At 73.2% G+C, this 19,821-nt stretch carries 18 protein-coding genes; 11 read left to right on the top strand and 7 right to left on the bottom strand.

The window, feature by feature from the left end; all coding sequences use genetic code 11:
* Positions 1–21: 21 nt before the first annotated feature.
* Entirely contained in the window at positions 22–3,252 is a 3,231-nt protein-coding gene (locus tag ACBR40_RS26765) for an efflux RND transporter permease subunit (protein ID WP_371250528.1), read from the bottom strand.
* Positions 3,253–3,349: 97 nt separating this feature from the next.
* Between ACBR40_RS26765 and ACBR40_RS26760 the strand changes: the two genes are divergently transcribed.
* Positions 3,350–3,805, top strand: a complete 456-nt coding sequence (locus ACBR40_RS26760; RefSeq protein ID WP_344217112.1) for a MarR family transcriptional regulator — start codon at positions 3,350–3,352, stop codon at positions 3,803–3,805.
* Between the two features lie 54 nt (positions 3,806–3,859).
* Here the strand turns inward: ACBR40_RS26760 and ACBR40_RS26755 are convergent, their stop codons facing one another.
* Positions 3,860–6,163: an ATP-binding domain-containing protein gene (locus ACBR40_RS26755; protein WP_371250527.1), complete on the bottom strand. Its 2,304-nt coding sequence runs from the start codon at positions 6,161–6,163 to the stop codon at positions 3,860–3,862.
* A 142-nt stretch (positions 6,164–6,305) separates the two neighbouring features.
* Here ACBR40_RS26755 and ACBR40_RS26750 point away from each other — a divergent pair, with 142 nt between their 5' ends.
* The 5 genes from ACBR40_RS26750 to ACBR40_RS26730 all read left to right on the top strand — a co-directional run bounded on the left by ACBR40_RS26750 (position 6,306) and on the right by ACBR40_RS26730 (position 10,501).
* Positions 6,306–7,079: an SDR family NAD(P)-dependent oxidoreductase gene (locus tag ACBR40_RS26750; RefSeq protein WP_371250526.1), complete on the top strand. Its 774-nt coding sequence runs from the start codon at positions 6,306–6,308 to the stop codon at positions 7,077–7,079.
* 110 nt (positions 7,080–7,189) lie between these two features.
* The gene (locus tag ACBR40_RS26745) at positions 7,190–7,657 is read left to right on the top strand and encodes a hemerythrin domain-containing protein (RefSeq protein WP_371250525.1); all 468 of its coding nucleotides are present in this window, start codon (positions 7,190–7,192) and stop codon (positions 7,655–7,657) included.
* 52 nt (positions 7,658–7,709) lie between these two features.
* On the top strand, positions 7,710–8,915 hold the full coding sequence (locus tag ACBR40_RS26740; protein WP_371250524.1) for an acyltransferase family protein: 1,206 nt from the start codon (positions 7,710–7,712) through the stop codon (positions 8,913–8,915).
* A 45-nt stretch (positions 8,916–8,960) separates the two neighbouring features.
* The gene (locus tag ACBR40_RS26735) at positions 8,961–9,296 is read left to right on the top strand and encodes an ArsR/SmtB family transcription factor (RefSeq protein WP_371250523.1); all 336 of its coding nucleotides are present in this window, start codon (positions 8,961–8,963) and stop codon (positions 9,294–9,296) included.
* Positions 9,297–9,310: 14 nt separating this feature from the next.
* Positions 9,311–10,501 carry a GNAT family N-acetyltransferase gene (locus tag ACBR40_RS26730; protein WP_371250522.1) on the top strand — a complete coding sequence of 397 codons (1,191 nt, stop codon included), beginning with the start codon at positions 9,311–9,313 and terminating at the stop codon, positions 10,499–10,501.
* Here ACBR40_RS26730 and ACBR40_RS26725 read toward each other — a convergent pair.
* A complete protein-coding gene (locus ACBR40_RS26725; RefSeq protein WP_371250521.1) occupies positions 10,473–10,886 on the bottom strand; it encodes a Clp protease N-terminal domain-containing protein in 414 nt (137 codons plus the stop codon). The genes ACBR40_RS26730 and ACBR40_RS26725 overlap by 29 nt on opposite strands.
* A gap of 16 nt (positions 10,887–10,902) precedes the next feature.
* Entirely contained in the window at positions 10,903–11,307 is a 405-nt protein-coding gene (locus ACBR40_RS26720; RefSeq protein ID WP_344217096.1) for a cupin, read from the bottom strand.
* Positions 11,308–11,490: 183 nt separating this feature from the next.
* Here ACBR40_RS26720 and ACBR40_RS26715 point away from each other — a divergent pair, with 183 nt between their 5' ends.
* The gene (locus ACBR40_RS26715; RefSeq protein ID WP_344217094.1) at positions 11,491–11,742 is read left to right on the top strand and encodes a hypothetical protein; all 252 of its coding nucleotides are present in this window, start codon (positions 11,491–11,493) and stop codon (positions 11,740–11,742) included.
* A gap of 99 nt (positions 11,743–11,841) precedes the next feature.
* On the opposite strand, the gene ACBR40_RS26710 is transcribed toward ACBR40_RS26715, so the two are convergent.
* A complete protein-coding gene (locus ACBR40_RS26710) occupies positions 11,842–12,042 on the bottom strand; it encodes a hypothetical protein (RefSeq protein ID WP_371250520.1) in 201 nt (66 codons plus the stop codon).
* A 3-nt stretch (positions 12,043–12,045) separates the two neighbouring features.
* On the opposite strand from ACBR40_RS26710, the gene ACBR40_RS26705 reads away from it, so the two are divergent.
* The 4 genes from ACBR40_RS26705 (at position 12,046) to ACBR40_RS26690 (ending at position 15,485) form a co-directional block, all read left to right on the top strand.
* Positions 12,046–12,285, top strand: a complete 240-nt coding sequence (locus tag ACBR40_RS26705; RefSeq protein WP_371250519.1) for a hypothetical protein — start codon at positions 12,046–12,048, stop codon at positions 12,283–12,285.
* Between the two features lie 191 nt (positions 12,286–12,476).
* Entirely contained in the window at positions 12,477–13,244 is a 768-nt protein-coding gene (locus tag ACBR40_RS26700; protein WP_371250518.1) for a ThuA domain-containing protein, read from the top strand.
* On the top strand, positions 13,241–14,287 hold the full coding sequence (locus ACBR40_RS26695) for a Gfo/Idh/MocA family protein (protein WP_371250517.1): 1,047 nt from the start codon (positions 13,241–13,243) through the stop codon (positions 14,285–14,287). The genes ACBR40_RS26700 and ACBR40_RS26695 overlap by 4 nt, the downstream gene beginning before the upstream one ends.
* 22 nt (positions 14,288–14,309) lie before the next feature.
* Positions 14,310–15,485 carry a hypothetical protein gene (locus ACBR40_RS26690; RefSeq protein ID WP_371250516.1) on the top strand — a complete coding sequence of 392 codons (1,176 nt, stop codon included), beginning with the start codon at positions 14,310–14,312 and terminating at the stop codon, positions 15,483–15,485.
* Here the strand turns inward: ACBR40_RS26690 and ACBR40_RS26685 are convergent.
* Entirely contained in the window at positions 15,418–16,668 is a 1,251-nt protein-coding gene (locus ACBR40_RS26685) for a hypothetical protein (protein WP_371250515.1), read from the bottom strand. The genes ACBR40_RS26690 and ACBR40_RS26685 overlap by 68 nt on opposite strands.
* A gap of 180 nt (positions 16,669–16,848) precedes the next feature.
* Complete coding sequence (locus tag ACBR40_RS26680; RefSeq protein ID WP_371250514.1) at positions 16,849–19,746, bottom strand: BTAD domain-containing putative transcriptional regulator; 2,898 nt, start codon at positions 19,744–19,746, stop codon at positions 16,849–16,851.
* Positions 19,747–19,821 lie beyond the last annotated feature (75 nt).

Here is a 19,821-nt window from a genome sequence, read left to right as displayed (position 1 = left end):
CCCCGTACCTGCCGCGCGCCGTCAGGACGGCGTCGGCTCCAGCACCTTCTCCTCCTTCACCGGCGCCGCCGGGCCGCGCCGCAGCCGCTCCTTGGCCCGCTCGACCATCGTGTAGAGGGTCGGCACCAGCACCAGCGTGAGCAGCGTCGAGGAGATCAGCCCGCCGATGACCACGATCGCCAGCGGCTGCGAGATGAACCCGCCCGACCCCGTCACGCCCAGCGCCATCGGCGTCAGCGCGCAGATGGTCGCCACGGCCGTCATCAGGATCGGCCGCAGCCGGCGCCGGCCGCCCTCGATGACCGCCTCGACCACGCCCATGCCCTGCTCGCGGTACTGGTTGATGAGGTCGATGAGCACGATCGCGTTCGTCACGACGATGCCGATGAGCATCAGCATGCCGATCAGCGCGGGCACGCCCATCGGGGTGCCGGTCGCGACCAGCAGCCCGATGGCGCCGGTCGCCGCGAACGGGACCGACACCAGCAGGATCAGCGGCTGCACGAAGCTGCGGAACGTCGCCACCATGATGAGGAACACGATCGCGATGGCCGCCAGCATCGCCATGCCGAGGTCGGCGAAGGCGTCCTCCTGGTCCGCCGACGCGCCGCCCAGCGTGTAGGAGGCCGACGCCGGCAGCTGCAGCCCGTCCAGCTTCTCGCGCAGCTCCTGCGTCACCGCGCCCAGGTCGCCCGCGTCCACGGCCTTGGCCGTCACCGTCGCCGAACGCTCGCCGTCGATGCGGGTCACCTGCGTGGGGCCGGCGACCTCCTTGACCTGCGCCACCGACGACAGCCGCACCAGGCCCGAGGCCGTCATCAGCGGCAGGTCCCGTACCTCCTTGACGTCCTGCGGCGCCTCGGCGCCGCGCAGCACCAGGTCGCTGTTGCGGCCGTCGAGCGTCACCTGGCCGAGCGGCGCGCCGCGGAACGCCTGCGCCACGCTCTGCCCGATCTGCGCCTCCGACAGCCCGCGCGCCGCCGCCTTCTGCCGGTCGACGACGACCTCGATGCGCGGCGCGGACGCCTCCATGTTCGACGAGACGTCCCGCAGCCCCTTGACCTCGCCCATCGCCTTGGCGACCTGCTCGGACGCGGCCTGCAGCGTGTCGAGGTCGGGGCCGCGGACGATGACGCTGATGCCGTCGGCGTTGAAACCGCCTCCGCCGCCGGCCGCGCCGACCGTGACCTCGCCGACGCCGGTCAGCTTGCCGATCTTCTCGCGCAGCCGTTGCTCCACCGCCGGGGTGTCGGCCCCGTCGGCGAGCGTCACCGAGTACGAGGCCCGGTCCGAGCCGCCGCCCCCGCCGAACGCGGCCGCCATCGCGTTGCCGCCGCCCACGTTCGCCTGGTACGACTCGACCTGCTTGTCGTCGGCGAGCACCTGCTCGACCTTCTTGGCCGCCTTGTCGGTGGTCTCCAGGTCGGTGCCGACCGGCATCCGCTGCGACAGCGAGATCGTGTTCTGCCCGGAGGAGTCCAGGAAGTTGGTCTGCAGGGCGCCCGCGACGCCCATCGTCGCGACGAACACCGCCACGCCGATGAGCACCGTCGTCAGCTTGAACCGGGTCGCGAACCGCAGCACCGGCAGGTAGGCGCGCTGCAGCGGCGAGCGCAGCTCCTTGGCCTCGGCCTCCTCACGCAGCTTGCGCGCCTGCTCGGGCGTGAGCTGCGGCGCCTTCAGGAACCAGTACGCCAGCACCGGCACCACCGTCAGCGACACCACCAGCGACGCCAGCAGCGCCACCGTCACGGTGATCGCGAACGGGCTGAACAGCTCGCCCACCATGCCGCCGACGACCGCGATCGGCACGAACACCGCGACCGTGGTCAGCGTCGAGGCGGTCACCGCGCCCGACACCTCGCGCACGGCCGTCAGGATCGCCTGCAGCTTGGCTTCGCCGTAGCCGAGATGCCGTTTGATGTTCTCCAGGACCACGATCGAGTCGTCCACGACCCGGCCCACCGCGATCGTCAGCGCGCCGAGCGTCAGCATGTTGAGCGAGTAGCCGCCCGCCCACAGCACGATCAGCGCGATCACCACCGACAGCGGGATCGACACCGCCGTCACCAGCGTCGAGCGCACCGACAGCAGGAACACCAGGATGACCAGCACCGCGAACACCAGGCCCAGCAGGCCCTCGGTGGTCAGGCTCTCGATCGACTGCTCCACGTAGGGGGCCTGGTCGAACACGACCGACACCGCCGTGTCCGAGCCGTCGCCCAGCGCCTTGGTCAGGTCCGGCAGCAGGTCGCGGATCTCGTGGGAGATCGACACGGCGTTGCCGTCGGGGGTCATCGTCACCGACACGCCGAGGCTGGAGCGGCCGTCGGTGCGGGTGATCGTGGTCGCCGCCGCGAGGCCCTGCTTGATGGTGGCCACGTCGCCGAGCTTGACCGGCCGCGGCGACCGGGCCTGAGCCTGCGCCTGGGCTTGCGCCTGGGACGTGGGGGTGCGGGCCTGCTGCTGCTGGCCCTGCTGGGGCTGCGTCTGCTGCTGGGCCTGCGGCTGGGGCTGGGCCGGCGTCAGGTACAGGTTCTTCAGCTTCTCCAGGGAGTCGACCCGGGTGCCGACCTGGACCGTGAGCGCCCTGCCGTCCTCGATGAGGGTGCCCGCCGGGATCGGCGTGCCGTTGGCCCGCAGCGCCTCGGGGATCTGCGCGGGCGACACCCCGGCCAGCGCCATCTTCCCGGCGTCCGGCTCGATGGTCACCACCTCGTCGCGGACACCGGTGACGGTCGCCTCGCGCACGCCCTCCACGCCCTGCAACGCCGGCACCACGATCCGGTTGAGCTTGTCGGCCATCGCCTGCTGGTCGCCGCCGTCGCCGACCGCCAGCACCAGCACCGGGATGTCGTCCGTGCTGCCGGCCGCGACCTGCGGCTCGACGCCGTCCGGCAGCGTCACCCGGTTCAGCGCCTGCTGCATCTTGTTCAGCGACGCCTCGATGTCGGTGCCGTACTCGAAAGCCACCTGGATCTGCGCCACGCCCTCCCGCGAGGTGGACGTCAGCTCCTCCATGCCGTCGAGCCCCTGGAAGGAGTCCTCGATCGGCTTGGTGACCTGCTCCTCCACGATGTCGGGCGACGCGCCCGGGTACGGGGCGATCACGAACGCGCCGGGGAACGACAACGACGGCAGCAACTGCTGCTTCAGCTGCGGGATCGTGAACGCGCCGAACGCGCTGAGCACGACCGCGATCAGGATCACAAGAGTGCGGTTGACCAGGCTCAACCTGGCGAAAGCGGTCATAAGCCCCCTCCAAGAGTTCGGCTTAGACTAACACTTCGCATCACGCGAATATTTAGACACATCAAACCTTCCTGATAACCTTCTCAGGAAGCGAGAGGTGAAAGTGAACGACGAACGCGAAGACCTGATCCGCAGGATCGCCGAGACGCAACGCAACCTGGGGCGCGTCTTCGCCCAGCATCAATCCCCCCTGTTCACCTCCAACCTCACGATGCGCCAGCTCAAGGTCGTCATGCTCCTGTCCGTACGCGGCGGCTCGGCCAGCGGCCAGGAGATCGCCGCCGGCCTCGGCGTCGGCCCCGGCACCGTGACCGGCATCGTCGACCGCCTCCTCGCCCAGGGCCTGGTCAGCCGGCACGAGGACCCCCACGACCGGCGTGTACGCCGGGTCGAGCTCACCGCCGCCGGCGCCGCCTTCCTCGAGGAGGTCAACAGCGTCGGCAGCCAGCAGATGCGCCGCATCATGGACCATCTCGACACCGAGACCCTGCGCGCGCTCGACGAGGTCACCCGGGCGATCTGGGCCGCCGCGGAGAAACTCGGCGACTCCTGACCCCCGCTCCTGACCCCCGCTCCTGACCCCGGCGGCTCCTGACCCCGGCGGCCCCTACACGGGGGAGCCGCCGGCCAGGCGGGACAGGACGGCCGGCAGCTCGCCCTCGTAGGCCACCGTCAGCCGCCGCGTCGCCCGCGTCACCGCCACGTACAGGTCCCGCCCGCCCATCGGCGACTGCTCCAGGATGCCCGCCGGGTCCACCACCACGACCGCGTCGAACTCCAGCCCCTTGGCCTGCGTCACCGTCAGCACCGTGACCGGCGCGTCCAGGTCGGCCGCCGGGAACTCCCGCCCCACCCGCTCACGCAGCGCGTCGGAGGTCACCACCCCGACCCGGCCCTCCCCGATCGCCGCCCGCTCCTCGGCCACCAGCTCCTTCAGCCCCTCGACCAGTCTCCCCATCGGGACGCGCACCGCGCGCGGCGCCGACTCCCCCGACCGCACCGACTCCGGCGGCTCCTGCGCCGGGTCGAAGGCGCGCAGCACGTCCGCCGCCACGTCCATGATCTCCACCGGCGTCCGGTAGTTGACCCGCAGATGCTCCATCCGCCACCGGCCCCGCAGATAGGGGTCCAGCACCTCGCCCCACGAGCGCGCCCCGGCGGCCGAGCCGGTCTGCGCGATGTCGCCCACCACGGTCAGCGACTTGGCCGGCACCCGCCGCATCACCATCCGCCACGCCATCGGCGACAGCTCCTGCGCCTCGTCCACGATGACGTGCCCGTAGGCCCAGCCCCGGTCGGCCGCCGCCCGGTCGGCCGTGGTCAGCTCCGCGCCCGGGTCGGCGTGCCGCCCGGCCAGCACGTCCGCCCGCGCGAGAATGCCCTCCTCGGCCACGCCGGTGGTCTGCAGCACCTCACTGGCGAACAGCAGGTCCTCGTCCTGCTCGACCCGGCTGCGGCGGGAGGCCGCGCGCGCCGCCGAGTCGTCCTCGCCCAGCAGCTCGGCCGCCTCGTCCAGCAGCGGCACGTCCTCCACCGTCCACGGCGCGTCCGCCGGCCGCAGCAGGGGCGCCCAGTCCAGGCCGGGCGGCATGACCGCTTCGAGCGCCCGCGGGTCCGCCAGCAGGCCGGCGATCAGCCGCTGCGGCGTCAGCTCCGGCCACAGGCCCTCGACGGCGCGGCGCACGGCCGGCTCGCCCCACAGCCGCTCCGAGGCCAGGTCGATGTCCAGCTCGTCCAGGTCGCCCTCCAGGTCCAGCGGCTGGGCCAGCTCCTCCATCTCCGGGTCGCCGTTGGCGAGGTCCTCGATGTGCAGCGACTCCTCCAGCGCCCGCGCCTCGGCCCGGGCCAGCTCCTTCAGCAGCTCGCTCACGTACAGCTTGCGGGCCATGTTGTGCGGCAGCCGCACCGCCCGCGCCCGCTCGTGCAGCCGCACGCACGTCTCGTGCGGCACCCGCAGCGCCAGCCCGTCCAGCTCCACCACCAGGTCGCCCTCCGGCGGCCGGCGGCGCAGCTCCAGCGCCGCGGCCACCACCCCGGCCATCCGCAGGTCGCCCTTGACCACCGCGGCGGCCGGCGCGTCGGCCGCCGTCGCCCGCACGCCCGGGAACATCTCCCCGGCCGTCGTCATCACCACCTGCGTCTCCCCCAGCGATGGCAGCACCTGGCCGATGTAACGCAGGAACATCGCGTTCGGGCCGACCACCAGCACGCCGCGCCGCTCCAGGACGTCGCGGTGGGTGTAGAGCAGGTACGCCGCCCGGTGCAGCGCCGCGACCGTCTTGCCGGTGCCGGGTCCGCCCTGCACCACCAGCGCGCCCTGCAGGCCGGCCCGGATCACCCGGTCCTGCTCGGTCTGGATGGTGGCCACCACGTCGCCCATCCGGCCCGTACGGCCCCGCCGCAGCGCCGCCAGCAGCGCCGCCTCCCCCACCAGCGTGCGCCGGTCGCTCTCGCTCATCCGCTCCAGGTCGAACACCTCGTCGTCGATCGCGATGACACGGCGGTCCTTCAGATGCAGGTGGCGGCGGCGCAGCAGGCCGCCGGGATCGGTCGCCGTGGCCACGTAGAAGGGCCGCGCCGCCGGCGCCCGCCAATCGATCAGGACCGCCTCGTGCCGCTCGTCGCGCAGCCCGATCCTGCCGATGTAGGTGCTGGGGCCGGAGCGCTCGTCGATGCGGCCGAAGCACAGGCCCCGCTCGACCGCGTTGAGCTGCGCCAGCCTGCGCGCCTGCTCCGAGGCCAGGGCCTCACGCTCGACCATCGCCTGACGGCTGCCGCCGCTTCGGCCGTACACCTGGCGCAGTGTCGCCTGCGCGCGTTCCCTGGCGAGGTCGAGCAGTTCGTACAGCCACGACACAGTGCGCTGCTCGGTGTCAAGGGCTTCGGCGAGACCATCTTGACGGTTAGCCATCGAGTGGTATACTCCTATCGGGAAGGCTGTGAAAGCTGGCGCATAAATGCGAGTGTTCGAGCTTACTCCGCGCCGCCACGCCCGCGCAATCTCCCGCGCCCTCCCCTACGCCCCCCCCGCCCGGGTGCTAGCTTGTGCGACCGTGTCGCACTATCTGCAGGAGCTGTTCTCCCTCCACGGCCGCCGCGCCCTCGTCACCGGCGGCAGCTCAGGAATCGGCTACGCCATCGCCGAGGCCCTCGGCCGCGCCGGAGCCGAGGTCGTCCTCGTCGCCCGCCGGCCCGCCGAGCTCGACCAGGCCGCCGGCCGCCTGCGCAGGCACGGCGTCACCACCACCCGCGTCAGCGCCGACCTCGCCGACCGTCACGACGTCCAGCGCGTCTGCGACACCATGGACGACGCCGCCGGCGAGATCGACATCCTGGTCAACAACGCGGGCAACAACATCCGCAAACCGATGGCCGAGCTGACCGCCGACGACTACGAGCTGACCGTCGCCGTCAACCTCACCGCCCCCTACCTGCTCGGCCAGCACTTCGGCCCGCGCATGGCCGCCCGCGGCTGGGGCCGGATCATCAACATCGGCTCCCAGCAGTCCATCAGCGCCTTCGGCGACAGCGGCGCCTACGGAGCCGCCAAGGCCGGCCTCGCCGGGCTCACCCGCTCCCAGGCCGAGGCCTGGTCCGCCGCCGGCGTCTGCGTCAACACGATCATCCCCGGCTTCGTCCTCACGCCGCTGACCGCGCCCGCCCAGGCCGTCCCGGGCCGCGTCGAGGCCCTCGCCGCCCGCCACATGACCGGCCGCAACGGCGTCCCGGCCGACTTCGCCGGCGCCGCCGTCTTCCTGGCCGGGGACGCCTCGGCGTTCGTCACCGGGCAGATGCTGTTCGTCGACGGCGGCTTCTCCGTCCACTAGGGTGCCAGGAGGATCGCAGCCAGCGTCGCGTGCCGGTGACGGGCCGCGTCAGGCATGGAGGCGCCGGATCAGGAAGGCGGTCACGATGACCCTTTCCCCGTTCCCCACCCGTGGGTGAGCACGACAAGCACAGGCTCCTGGCCTGGCACCTCGAACTGCAGGCGGCGCACCGGCGCCTGCACCGGGCACTGCGCCTCGCCCGCGAATCCCTGCGGGCCGGCGACACCGCCGCGGCGCGGGCGGACCTCCTGCTTCATTGCCAGGGCTTCTGCGCCGCCCTCGACGGCCATCACGTGCGCGAGGACGCCGGGCTCTTCCCCCAGCTGTCCGCGCGCCACCCGTCGCTGCGGCCCACGCTCGCCAAGCTGCGGCAGGACCACGAGCTGATCGCGCAGCTGCTCCGGCGCTTCGACCACGCGATCACCTCGGACGCCGCGCCGGACGAGCTGGCCCTGCACCTGGACGGCCTCTCGGCGATCATGCACTCCCACTTCCGGTACGAGGAGCGCGAGCTCCTGGGCGTCCTGGCGGCCCTGGACCTCGACGCCGACCCGCACGACCTCCTCGGACCGCTCTGACAGGAACTCGCGCGACAAAGCGGTAAAAGACGTCCCTTACTACGATGTCCGGATGCTGTCCGCTCCCCCCACCGCCGCCACCGGCCCGGGCCGGCCGCACACCCGCCGCCTGGCCTGGCTGGACGCGCTGCGCGGACTCGCCTCCATGGTGGTGGTCTTCGAACACGCGCTGGCACCGCTCTGGCCGGAGGCACGCGAGCCGGTCAAGGCCGTCTTCGACCCCGGCTGGTACGGCGTCATGGTGTTCTTCCTCGTCAGCGGCTACATCGTGCCGGCGTCACTGGAACGCCGGGGCAGCCTGCGAGCCTTCTGGATCTCCCGCTTCTTCCGGCTGTGGCCGCTGTTCACCGTGTGCGTGGCCGGCATGCTGCTGCTCGCCGCGGCCGGCTGGGACGACCTGCACACCTGGTGGAACAGCCGGCCCGCCGCACTGGCCCTGGCACACGCCACCATGCTGCAGAACCTCATGTACGCCCCCAACGTCGCCAACGTGCTGTGGACCCTGTCCTACGAGATGGCCTTCTACCTCCTGCTGACCGCCATGTTCACCCTCGGGGCACACCGGCGCAGCACCACGGCCGCGCTCACGTTCGCCGCGGCTGCCGTGCTCGGCGCCGGGCTGCTGCCGGTGACCCTCCTGTCGGCAGGCGGCGCGGGCCGCATGCTCACGGTCGTGCTCGCCGTCACCGCCGTGCTGGCCGCCGGGCTGACCGCCGTGCTGCGCGGCGGCCGGCGCACCCGGCAGGCCGGAGCCGTGGCCGTCGCGGGCACGATCCTGCTGCTGCTGGCCGTCAACCAGAGCTACCCCGGACCGTGGCAGGGACTGCTCATCCTGGCGACCATGTTCGCCGGCACCGCCCTGTACCGCGTCGAGACCGGCCAGTACGGCCGCCGGCACCTCGCCTGGACGGCGCTCGTACCGCTGGCGGGGCTGTGGCTCGCACGCGCCGAACCGGGAGTGCAGACGGCGATCGCGGCGGCCTGGCTGACGTTCGCCGCCGCGATGGCGCTGCGCCGGCGCGCGATGCCGTCGTGGCTGACGTGGCTCGGCCTGGTGTCCTACTCCATCTACCTGCTGCACCCGCTGCTGCTGGAGAGCGTGGAGTTCTTCCTGCCGGACCCGCGGGCCCTGCCGCTGGCCGCACGCCTGACGCTGCTGGGGGCGGTCTACGCGGCGCTGCTCGGGCTGTCCGCGCTGACCTGGCGCTGGGTGGAGCTGCCGGCGCAGCGGCTGGGCAGACGCCTGGCCGGCAGGTAAAGAGGGCTTCCCCTCCACTAGTTCATCGAATATCGTCGATGGACGATGAACGCCAACAACGGACCCCTGCCACGCGAACAGGCCGAGGAGTACGCCGGCTGGTTCAAGGCCCTCGCCGACCCCACCCGGATCCAGATCGTGTCCCTGCTGGCCCGGCGGCGCGCGCCGATGAGCGTCGGCGACATCGTGACCGCCTCCGGAGTGGGCCAGTCCACCGTCTCCCACCACCTCAAGATCCTCGCCGAGGTGCGGTTCGTCCTGGTGGAACGGCAGGGCACCTCCAGCCTCTACCGGATCAACGACACGTGCGTCAGCTGCTTCCCCACCGCCGCCGACGTCGTCATGGGCAACCCCGCGCCGCCCCCACCCACCTGCCCGTGAAGGAGCCCCGAGCCATGGCCCACGACGAGATCATCGACCACTACTCCGCGCTCGCCCGCGCCGCCGACGCCGGCCGGACCCTCACCGGCACCGCCGGCTACGACGACCTCGAAGGGCTGCCCCAGGCAGCGGTACGAGCCGCCCTGGGCTGCGGCAACCCGGTGGCCGTCGCCGAGCCGCGCGCCGGCGAAACCGTCCTCGACCTCGGCTCCGGCGGCGGCCTCGACGTGCTCCTGTCAGCCCGCCGCGTCGGCCCCGTCGGCAAGGCGTACGGGGTGGACGCCAGCGCGGACATGCTGGCGCTCGCCCGGCGCAACGCCCAGCAGGCCGGCGCGCACAACGCCGAGTTCCTGCCCGGCACCATCGAACGGCTGCCGCTGCAGGACCGCTCGGTGGACGTCGTCATCTCCAACTGCGTCATCAACCTCTCCAGCGACAAAGCCGCCGTGCTGGCCGAAGCGTTCCGGGTGCTACGGCCGGGCGGACGGTTCGGCGTCAGCGACGTGGTGACCACGCACACGACGACGACCGAGCAGCGCACCGGCTGCGCCGCCGGAGCGCTCCCCGTGGGCGAATACCGTGAACTGCTGGCCGCCGCGGGCTTCACCGGCGTACGCATCACACCGACCACCGGCCACGACGACGGCACGCACGCGGCGATCGTCCAGGCCGCCAAACCGGCCGCCCCGCCGCACGTGGAGCTCCGGCCGATGCGCGCCGCCGACGCCGGACAGGTGCTGGCCGTCTACCAGGCCGGCCTCGACAGCGGCCACGCCAGCTTCGAGACCACCGCCCCGAGCTGGGAGGACTTCACCGCGGCCCGGCTGCCCGGCTTGCGCTACGTGGCCTGCGACACCCGCACCGGCCAGGTGCTCGGCTGGGTGGCCGCCTCACCGGTGTCGTCACGCTGCGTGTACGCCGGCGTGGTCGAGCACAGCATCTACGTCCACCCCCGCCACCAGGCCCAGGGCATCGGCCGGGCGCTGCTGACCGCGTTCGTCGCCGCCAGCGAGGACGCCGGCGTCTTGACCGTCCAGTCCGGCGTCTTCCCCGAGAACACCGCCAGCCTGGCCCTGCACCAAGCCCTCGGCTTCCGCGTCGTCGGCACCAGGGAACGCATCGGCTGCCACCACGGCCTCTGGCGCGACGTGCTGCTCATCGAACGCCGCAGCGCGCTCAGTGATCCTCACCGTGAAGCACCTTGACGACCTGAGCACGCGCCTGCCGGAGACCGACTCCCAGGGCGGCAGCCGTCGTCTCGTCGTACAGGAGGCCGAGCAGGAGGTGCTCGGTTCCGACGTACCGGTGCCCGAGCCCGGCCGCCTCACGGCGAGCCCGCTCCAGGACCTGGTCGAGGCCGACCTCCGTCCCTCGGGCGGCTGAGGCCGTGAGGCCGCGTCCGAGGCTCCTGAGCGTCATCACGGCCACCCCCTCACCCACGCCGGCCAGGCCCACCAGGAGGTGCACGGCCGTGACGCGGTCATGGCCCAGCACCCCCGCCTCCTGCCCGGCCAGGTCGAGCGCCCGCTGAGCACGAGCCGTCAGCAGCCCCGCCAAGGGCCGGTCGAGGACCGTCCGCCTCCTCCACATGGCGTCTCCATCCGTCTCACAGGGCGGAACCGTCCTCAGCGAGGCGCCTTTCCACGCGGCTGCCCCGCGGCAGCGTCACCGCCAGGATGTTGCTGGGAATGTCGAGCTCGATCCGGTGCCAGCGCCCGCGCGGGACGATCGCGGCGGTGCCCGCCGTCAGCCTGACCTCCTCCTCCTGCTGCCCCGGCCCCTCCGCACGCAGGTAAAGGCGGATCTTGCCGACCAGACACGAGACGATCTCCTCGGCCTCCGGATGAACCTCCCAATGGCCGACATGCACGTCCCCGCCCACCTTGGCATGGAACGCCGTCAGCCGCCAGCCGTCCTGGTCGGGGTCGGCGGTCCTTCTCCCGGCGCGGATCCGGCCCTCCCGGTCGAGATGGATGGACGAGGCGAACAGATCGATCGGGGCGACGGTCATGGCGAAGCGCCCTCCCTCCGGCGTCGTACGGGCCTTGAGCCCCGGTGACCGGCATTCTCCGCCGGCCGCACCACGCAGGACGTCCCGCGAGGGAAGCGAACTCCCTCTACCCCACCGGGACCAACGACCGGCCCGAATACCACGCCGGAAGTACAGGCGCTTCACCCGCCACGCTCCGGGCAGATGCCGGTCATGAACGCACAAAACACGACAAGCGACGACCTCCCCGCCGCAGTGGGCCGAGTCAACGGAGAAAGCGACATCGTCGCCGAACGCTCCGGAGGCGACGTCCGCACCTCCTCCCCACGCCCCATCCCCGCCGAACCCGTCGAACCCCCGGTCGACCCCGAACGCAAGGCCGAAGAGGAACGCCGCGACGCCGCCGACAACACCGGCGAACAACCGGCCCGCCCAGGAACCGAACCGACCGACTGAGAACATACGGCGGAGCCCTTTCTGGAGGACGTCGTCGGGTAAGCCCTCGTTCCCGAGGGCCCCGGACGGTCGAGCACCGAGAACAAGGGCGAGGCCGGCTCAGAGCTGGGCGTCCAGCCACTCCTGGAAAGCGGGACCGGCGAGCTCGGCATGCGGACCCCCCTCCGGCTCGGTGAGGTACGTGGCGTCCCGCCAGGTCGCCACGGCGGTGATGCGCTCCTCCGGCTCCCCGATCCTGCGCAGGTTGCCGGTCTCCCTGATCACGAAGTACGTGCTGCCGAGAAGCTGCGATCCGTCCAACCGGTGCACATCAACGGCAGCCCCGGACTGCTCGTCGGCGTCAACGGCGAGATCGACGGCGTCATCGCCGTACGCGCGGAGAACGGCCACGTCACCGGCGTCTACCACGTACGCAACCCCCACAAGCTGTCGCACCTGGAACAGGAGACCACCGTCACCCGCACATCCTCCACCAGCAGATCAGACGCCTCCATCGCGGCGAAGCCGCCGTACGGGTCACCCAACAGATCGTCACATCGGTGAGCAACTGATCCACATCCACCAAGTCCCGGTCGATCTCCAGCGCGCCCTGCCGCCACTTTGTTGACTGTGTTTTTGTTTGGTTCGCTGGGTGGTGAACCAAACAAACCGCCTTTACAAAGTAGATCACTAGTTCCGGGGCGGGGACGGCGGGGGAGGAAAAGGGGCGACGATCGACGACCGGAAGGAAACGGATGGCGGCCCACGTCCCACCCCCAGCCGAAGCCCCGCTCAACGTCACCGTGTGGAGCGAGAACTACCACGAGCCGCGCGAGGAGGAGGTACGCCGCCGCTACCCCACCGGCATCCACGGCGCCATCGCCGACGGGCTGCGCGAGGAGCTGGGCCCCCGGGCACGGGTCCGCACCGCCGTACTGGAGGAGCCCGAGCACGGGCTCACCGACGAGGTCCTCGCCGCCACCGACGTGCTCACCTGGTGGGGGCACATGGCGCACGAGGAGGTGGAGGACAAGGTCGTCGAGCGCGTACGACGCCGCGTGCTCGGCGGCATGGGCCTGCTGGTGCTGCACTCCGGCCACTACTCCAAGATCTTCCGCTCGCTCATGGGCACCACGTGCACGCTCAACTGGCGCGACGCCGGCGAACGCGAGCTGGTCTGGACGGTCTCCCCCGGCCACCCCATCGCCCGCGGCGTCCCCCACCCGCTGGTCATCGAGGCGCAGGAGACCTACGGCGAGCCGTTCGGCATCCCCCAGCCTGACGAGCTGGTCTTCGTCAGCGGCTTCGCCGGCGGCGAGGTGTTCCGCAGCGGCTGCTGCTACCGCCGCGGACTCGGCCGCGTCTTCTACTTCAGCCCCGGCGACCAGAAATACCCCGTCTACCACCACCCGGACGTACGGCGGGTGCTGGCCAACGCGGTCCTGTGGGCCGCCCCGGACGCCGGGACCGGCGAGCCGCTCCAGAACGCCCACACCCCGATCACCTGGCAGGGGGCACGATGACGTCAGCGACGTTCGCGACCGTGGAAGCCGACCGGCCGCTGCGCGCGGTGATCGCCGGAGCCGGGTTCATCGGCGGGCAGTGGGCGCCCGAGCTGCTCGCCCACCCCGGCGTCGAGCTGGTCGGCTGGGTGGACGTGGCCCCCGAACGGGCCCGCGCCGCCGCCCACGCCCTCGGCCTGGACGACTTACCCACCGGCGCGTCCCTGACCTCGCTGCTGGACGGCGAGGAGCCCGACTTCGTCGTCAACTGCACCGTCCCGCAGGCCCACCACGAGGTGACGGTGACGGCGCTGCGGCGCGGGGTGTCGGTGCTGAGCGAGAAGCCGATGGCGGTCACCCTGGAGGAGGCCCGCGCCATGGTGCGCGCCGCCGACGAGTCCCGCCGGCTGTTCGCCGTCAGCCAGAACCGCCGCCACCAGCGCGGCCTGGTCGCCTACCGGCGCACCGTGGCCGAGCTGGGGCCGCTCGGGCTGATGACGTCGGAGTTCTTCATCCCGTACCGGGGGGCGGCGTTCCTGTCCACGCTGGAGCACCCGCTGCTGCAGGACATGGCGATCCACCTGTTCGACGCGGCGCGGGCGGTGTCGGGAGCCGATCCGGTGTCGGTGTACTGCGAGTCGTTCCGGCCGGCGTGGACCTGGTACCCGGGCGCGTGCTCGGCCACGGCGATCTTCGAGATGACCGGCGGGCTGCGCTACACCTTCACCGGCAGCTGGTCGGCGCCCGGCCTGCCGACGTCGTGGACCGGCTCCTGGCGGGCGACCGGCCCGCGCGGCACCGCCTTATGGGACGGCGACGGCGACCCGGTCGCCGAACCGGCCAAGGGCGAGGTCGTACAGGCCCGCAAACGGGAGGACGACCCCTACCCGGAGCGGCCCCGGCGCTTCGGCGGGCTGGCCGAAGGGCTGGAGGAGTTCGTGACCGGGCTGCGCACCGGGCGGGCACCGCAGGGCGAGTGCCACGACAACATCCGCAGCCTCGCCATGGTGACGGCGGCCCTGGAGTCGGCCCGCACCGGGATGCGAACGCCTGTCACGACCTAGCGGGATGTGGTTCGCTGGACGGATGCCGATCTTCCGCGCCGCGCTCGTCGCCGGCCTCCTGGCGCCCGCGGCGGCCGCGCTGCTGACCCTGGCCGGCCGGCCGGAGCCCGCCGGGCCGCTCATCGGCGTGCTCGCGGGCCTGCTGTTACGGGGGTCGCCCGCCGCGGCGGCCCTGGCCACCCTGTGGGGAGGCGCGTGGGCGGTGCTCACGACCGCGCTGGCCGGGATCGAGACCGCCGACGCGATGGGGAGCTGGCTGGAATGGCCCGGCTGGCCGGGGTGGGCGTTGGGGGCCGTGCTCGCGTACGCGCTGGCCGCCCGGCAGGGGCCGGTGAGCGCCCGGCACGAGTCGGGGGAAGCGCGACAGGGGCCGGGGGAAGCGCCGCCTTCACGGCTCCCGGCGGTGGCGGTCGCCGCCGGGGCGGGCGCGGTGCTGGCGGCGGGGCAGCTCGCCGCCGCGCAGGCGGCCGGGCTGACGCTGTGGGAGGACTACCACCCGTACGACGGGCCCGGCTGGTACCGGGACCTCACCTCCGCCCTGTGGTACCCGGCCGCGTCGGTCGTGCTGGCGACGGTGCTGGCCGGGCGGCTGCGGGGCGGGCGCGAGCCGTCGGCCGCCGTGCCGGTCGCCGCCTGGCTGGGCGCGGCGCTGGCCGGCGGCCCGATGCAGTACGCGCAGGCCCTCGGCGTGACCGTCGAACCCCCGGGCGTGGCGCTGCTGGCCTCGCTGGCGGGCGGCGGCATCGGGGCCGCCGCCGGAGCCCTCGCGCTGCGGCACCCGGGGGTCGCGGCGGGGCTGGTGTGCTTCGTCGCGTTCCGCACCCTGCAAGCCCTCGACCGCGCACCGGGAGAGTTGCCGGAGCCCGTCGAGGTGATCGCGGACCCGCTGCTCCTGGTGACGCCGTTCGTGATCGTGGCGGTGATCGCGGCCCGCACGGCACGACGGGCCGCGAGGAGGGGGCCCGGCCTCGTCGCGGGGCTGGCCGGCCCCCTCCTCGTCTGGTCCGTCTACGCGGCGGTCGGGGCCCGGGCCTACGACCACAGCACGCAGAGCAGCCCGTACGCGCAGGCACTGCTGACCGCGTTCCTCGCCCCGGCCGTGGCGCTGGCCGCCGCGCAGATCGCCGTGTTCACAGGCCGTAGCGGCTCTTCAGATGACGCCACCAGTCACGGAACATCCACGCGTCGAAGTCCGTGATCGACGTCGCGCTGCCCGCCTTCATGAGGAAGCAGCACACGCCGGTCGGCGTCCAGTCGTAGAAGTCGTCCAGCCCGAACGAGTGGCCTATCTCGTGCAGCAGGATGTGCATGTTGGCGGCGTTCAGGTTGGACATGTAGTACTCGCTGCCGACCCGCTGCCCCCAGTCACCGCCCGCGCCTCCGGAGAAGCCGGCGGTCAGCCACAGCGACATGTCGTAGTGGTGCGACGCGCCGCCCGGGCAGTTCGGGTAGTTGCCGCTCTGGTTGAAGAAACGGCCGCACGGCTCGGAGCACTGGGGCGCGTTCTCGCGGATGTCGTTGACGTAGATGTCCACGCTCGTGTCGCTCCACTGGAGCTGGGCGCGGTCGCGTACGGCCCAGCCGACGACCTTGAGCGGCACGTCCGCGTACGGCCAGCCGTTGTGCCCGGCCATCACGTCCATCCACTTCTTGAACTGGCGGGCCAGCGCCGCGTGGATCTGGTCACGCTGGGCGGCGGTCACCGTGGCGCTGGAGTCCCAGCGGACGCAGTAGTTGACGGAGCCGCGGTTGGCCATGATCTGGTCCCAGCCGTAGTTGCGGAACCCGTACGGGTTGGAGTACGTCGACTCGACGTGCCGCCACACCTCGTCCAGCGGGGTGACGAGGGAGGAGGGCGGGTTCCAGCCGCTGGTGCCGCCGCCGGTGTCCGGCGTGAACGCCCGCACCTCCAGCAGCCCGACCGACCCCTGGCCGCTCTGCAGCACGACCCGCAGCCGCGTGGTGCTGACCTGGGAGAAGGACGCGGTGTTGTAGGTGTCGGCAGCCACCGGGTACGAGGCGGAGATGTCGGCGTAGGCGCTGCCGGTCCAGTACTGGAGCTTCCACGACGCCGGGACGCGCACGCCGCCGCCGTCGTCGAAGAAGTAGACGTCGGCCGAGCGCAGGTTCTGCGCCGACGACCAGGTGAGCTCGGCCCACTGCGTGCCGGTCTGGGGCCAGGTGCCCCAGCGGCGGTTGACGGTGTCGTTCGAGCGCGGCGGGTCGATGCCGTCGTTGATCGCCGCCACGCTCTCCCACGCCGAGGTGTAGGAGGCCGACGGGGTGGCCGAGCGCGCGACGTTGGTGTCCGCCACGGCCTCCCGCAGCGGGAAAAGTAACGTCACGAGCAGCAGAAGGGGCAGGATTGCCAGGCGTCTCATAGGATCGGGTCCCCTTTGGTAGCGCTAACATGCCCTGATACGTGACTCCGTCGTCCCGTGCGAGCTTTGATCGCACGTCACCGGCATGACGTCAACCGGCGTACGGACCCGGCGCCGGACGACCTGCCGCTTCCCCCTGAAACTTTCACCTCGTTCAGAGGCGGCCGGGCAGTCCCCCGCTCACCCGGAGGTCAAGACGGCGGCGATCCCCGCGGGCAGGCCGAGCAGGCGCAGCGCGCCCGGGACCGCGGGGCCCATCGCGGCCGCGGCCTCGGCGGCCTGGCCGTAGCGCGTCGCGGCAGTGGACCGGTCGCCACGCGCGGCGGCCACCCGGCCGAGGCCGACGAGGATGCGTACCTGGGTGCCGAGGCTCCTGACCCAGTGCGGGTCGTTGCGTTCCAGCGCGCGGGCGTAGAGCCGCTCCGCCTCGGCCAGGTCGCCGGCCAGCAGGGCGAGGTCACCGAAACCGCGCAGGGCCGCGGCCAGACCGGACGAACTGCCCGCCCGGCGAGCCAGCGCGGCGGCCGAGGCATAGCCGGCCCGCGCCGCCGAGAAGTCCCCCGCGCCATCCCCGGAGATCAGGTAGTCGGCGCGGTTCACCAGGAAGTCGGCCTGGTCCTCCAGCGCGCCGAGCTGACCGCTCAGCGTCAGGGCCCGATCGGTCAGGGCGATCGCCTCCGCCTGGTCGCCGCGCCCGCTCGCCAGCCCCGCGAGGACGTCCAGCGCCAGCGCCAGACCCCAGCGGTCGCCGGTCCCACGGAACCCCTCGGCGGCCGCGCGGAAGGCGTCCTCCCCCGCCGCGGCGCCGCCCGTCCCCAGCGCGTCGAAACCGCCGACATAGTGCGACAACGCCCGCGCCCACGGGTCCGGACAGTGCCGCTGCGCCGAGACCAGCGTGAAGGCGTCCCCCGGATCCCGCTCGCCCGCGTTACGCATCATCCACAACAGCAGTGCGGCCGGATGACGGCCCGCACGGTCACCCGGCCACGCGGCGGCCAGCGCCTCACCCGCCGCCGCCGCGTGCCGCAGCCAGAGCTCCCGCCCGGCCGGGACGGCGGCCGCGTGCAGGACGCAGATCGCGTACTCCTCACCGAGCCCGCCGTCCTGCGGCGGCTCGCCGGACAGCAGCGCGATCGCGTACGGCGCCACCGAGGCGGACACGCCCCGGATCCACAGGTACGCCGAGGCGGCCGCCAGCAGCCGCAGCCCGAGCCCCCGCTCCCCCGCCCCGGCCGCCCACCGCAACGCCGCCAGCAGGTTGCCGTGCTCGGCGCCCAGCACCGGCAGCCAGTCGAGCTGCTCGGCGCGGAGCAGATGCGCGTCGGCCGCCCGCGCCAGCTCCAGCAACTGCCGGGCATGGGCGCGCCGGGCCTCCTCGCCCTCGCCCGCCTCCTCCAGCCGTTCGGCCCCGTACGCGCGAATCGTCTCCAGCATGCGCACCCGGCCGTCGCCCGCGACCTCCAGCAGCGACTTGTCGGCCAGCGACTCCAGCACGTCACCCCCGGCCACGCACACCTCGCGGGCGGCCCGCCCGCTCGCGCCGCCCGCGAAGACGGTGAACCGGCGCGCCGCCCGCTGCTCCTCGGGCGACAGCAGCTCCCAGCTCCACGCGACGACCGACCGCAGCGTACGGTGCCGCTCGTCGGCCGTGCGGACGCCCCGCGCCGTGACACCGAGCACGTCGTCCAGCCGCGCGGCCAGCTCCCGCACGCCGAGGGTGCGCAGCCGCGCCGCCGCCAGCTCGATCGCCAGCGGCAGATCGTCGAGGGCCGCGCAGATCCGCCGGACGAGACCAGGATCGGCGGCGAGCCCACGCCCGGCGGCGGACGCCCGGTCGGCGAACAGGCGGACCGCCGCCGCACCGTCGAGCGGCCGCACCGGCCAGACGCGCTCGCCGATGACCGCAAGCGGTTCCCTGCTGGTCGCCAGCACCCGCAACCGCGGACAGGCCGCCAGCAGCCGCCCCGCCAGCGCCGCGGCCTCGTCGATCAGATGCTCGCAGTTGTCCAGGACGAGCAGCAGCTCCCGGTCCGACAATGCCGCGACCAGCCGCTCCAGCGGCGCCCGCGCCCCGCCCGCGAGCTGGAGCCCGTCGTGGCGCAGGCCGAGCGCGGCCAGCAGCGCCTGCGGCAGCCCGCCGCCGTCGCTCAACGCCGCCAGCTCGGCGAAGCACACCTCACCGTCCGCGCCCGCGGCGACCTCGACCGCCAGCCGGGTCTTGCCGACGCCGCCCGGCCCGGTCAGCGTGACCAGCCGCGCCGTCCGCAGCAGAGCGGCGACCCCGGCCACCTCGCGTTCCCTGCCCACGAACGAGGTGAGCTGCGCGGGCGGCGCGGCGGGCGACGGCGCGGGACCGGCGGCCAGCAGCTCGCGGTGCAGCCTGGCCAGCTCCGGCGACGGGTCGGCGCCCAGCTCGCCGGCCAGCCGCCGCCGGGTCTCCTCGAACACCAGCAGCGCCTCCGCCTGCCCGCCCCCGGCCGACAGGGCCCGCATGAGCAGCGCGGCCGTCCGTTCCCTGAGCGGATGGCGGCGGGCCAGCTCCCGCAGCTCCGGCACCGCCGCGCGGTGCTCGCCCAGCCGCAGCTCGCCCTCGATGCGGTCCTCCAGCGCGGCCAGCCGCAGCTCCTCCAGCCTGGCAGCGGCGGCGTGGGCGCTCTCGCCGTCGGGCAGCCCGGCCAGCGCCGGCCCGCGCCACAGCCCCAGCGCCTCGCGCAGCAGCCGCACCGCGGCCCCGGCGTCGCCGTCGCGCAGCGCCGCCCGGCCCTCGGCGGCGAGCCGTTCGAAGCGGACGGCGTCGACCGCGTCCGCCGGCACCACGATCCGGTAGCCGGCGCCGGTCCGTTCGATGGCCGCCTCCGGGCCGAGGGCCGCGCGTAACCGCGACACCTGGGACTGCAGCGCGTGCGCCGACGGCTCCGCCCCCTGGCCGAGCTCCCCCGCCAGCCGCTCGGCCGGCACCACCGCACCGGGACGCAGCAGCAGCAGCGCCAGCAGGGCGCGGCGGGCAGGCCCGCCCAGCGGCGCCTCGGTGCCGTCGTCGTGCCAGGCCCGCGTCTCGCCGAGGATTCCGAACCGCATGCCGGTGATTATCCACCGGCCCCGCGAGCCGAGCCCGGGAGCCGGGCCTGGTGAGCCGCGCCCGTGAACAGGGCC

The organism is Nonomuraea sp. AD125B (genome assembly GCF_041402765.1).
Taxonomy (GTDB): Bacteria; Actinomycetota; Actinomycetes; order Streptosporangiales; family Streptosporangiaceae; genus Nonomuraea; species Nonomuraea bangladeshensis.
The sequence above is the reverse complement of the archived record's forward strand: the minus strand, read 5'-3'. Positions and strand labels throughout refer to the sequence as shown.

Excerpts from the sequence above, each read along its gene's own strand:
- ACBR40_RS26755 (WP_371250527.1), bottom strand. The coding sequence starts at position 6,163 with ATGGCTAACCGTCAAGATGGTCTCGCCGAAGCCCTTGACACCGAGCAG.
- ACBR40_RS26715 (WP_344217094.1), top strand. The coding sequence starts at position 11,491 with ATGCCGGTCATGAACGCACAAAACACGACAAGCGACGACCTCCCCGCC.
- ACBR40_RS26690 (WP_371250516.1), top strand. The coding sequence starts at position 14,310 with ATGCCGATCTTCCGCGCCGCGCTCGTCGCCGGCCTCCTGGCGCCCGCG.
- ACBR40_RS26680 (WP_371250514.1), bottom strand. The coding sequence starts at position 19,746 with ATGCGGTTCGGAATCCTCGGCGAGACGCGGGCCTGGCACGACGACGGC.
- ACBR40_RS26695 (WP_371250517.1), top strand. The coding sequence starts at position 13,241 with ATGACGTCAGCGACGTTCGCGACCGTGGAAGCCGACCGGCCGCTGCGC.
- ACBR40_RS26765 (WP_371250528.1), bottom strand. The coding sequence starts at position 3,252 with ATGACCGCTTTCGCCAGGTTGAGCCTGGTCAACCGCACTCTTGTGATC.
- ACBR40_RS26700 (WP_371250518.1), top strand. The coding sequence starts at position 12,477 with ATGGCGGCCCACGTCCCACCCCCAGCCGAAGCCCCGCTCAACGTCACC.
- ACBR40_RS26730 (WP_371250522.1), top strand. The coding sequence starts at position 9,311 with ATGGCCCACGACGAGATCATCGACCACTACTCCGCGCTCGCCCGCGCC.
- ACBR40_RS26720 (WP_344217096.1), bottom strand. The coding sequence starts at position 11,307 with ATGACCGTCGCCCCGATCGATCTGTTCGCCTCGTCCATCCATCTCGAC.
- ACBR40_RS26685 (WP_371250515.1), bottom strand. The coding sequence starts at position 16,668 with ATGAGACGCCTGGCAATCCTGCCCCTTCTGCTGCTCGTGACGTTACTT.
- ACBR40_RS26740 (WP_371250524.1), top strand. The coding sequence starts at position 7,710 with ATGCTGTCCGCTCCCCCCACCGCCGCCACCGGCCCGGGCCGGCCGCAC.
- ACBR40_RS26725 (WP_371250521.1), bottom strand. The coding sequence starts at position 10,886 with ATGTGGAGGAGGCGGACGGTCCTCGACCGGCCCTTGGCGGGGCTGCTG.
- ACBR40_RS26735 (WP_371250523.1), top strand. The coding sequence starts at position 8,961 with ATGAACGCCAACAACGGACCCCTGCCACGCGAACAGGCCGAGGAGTAC.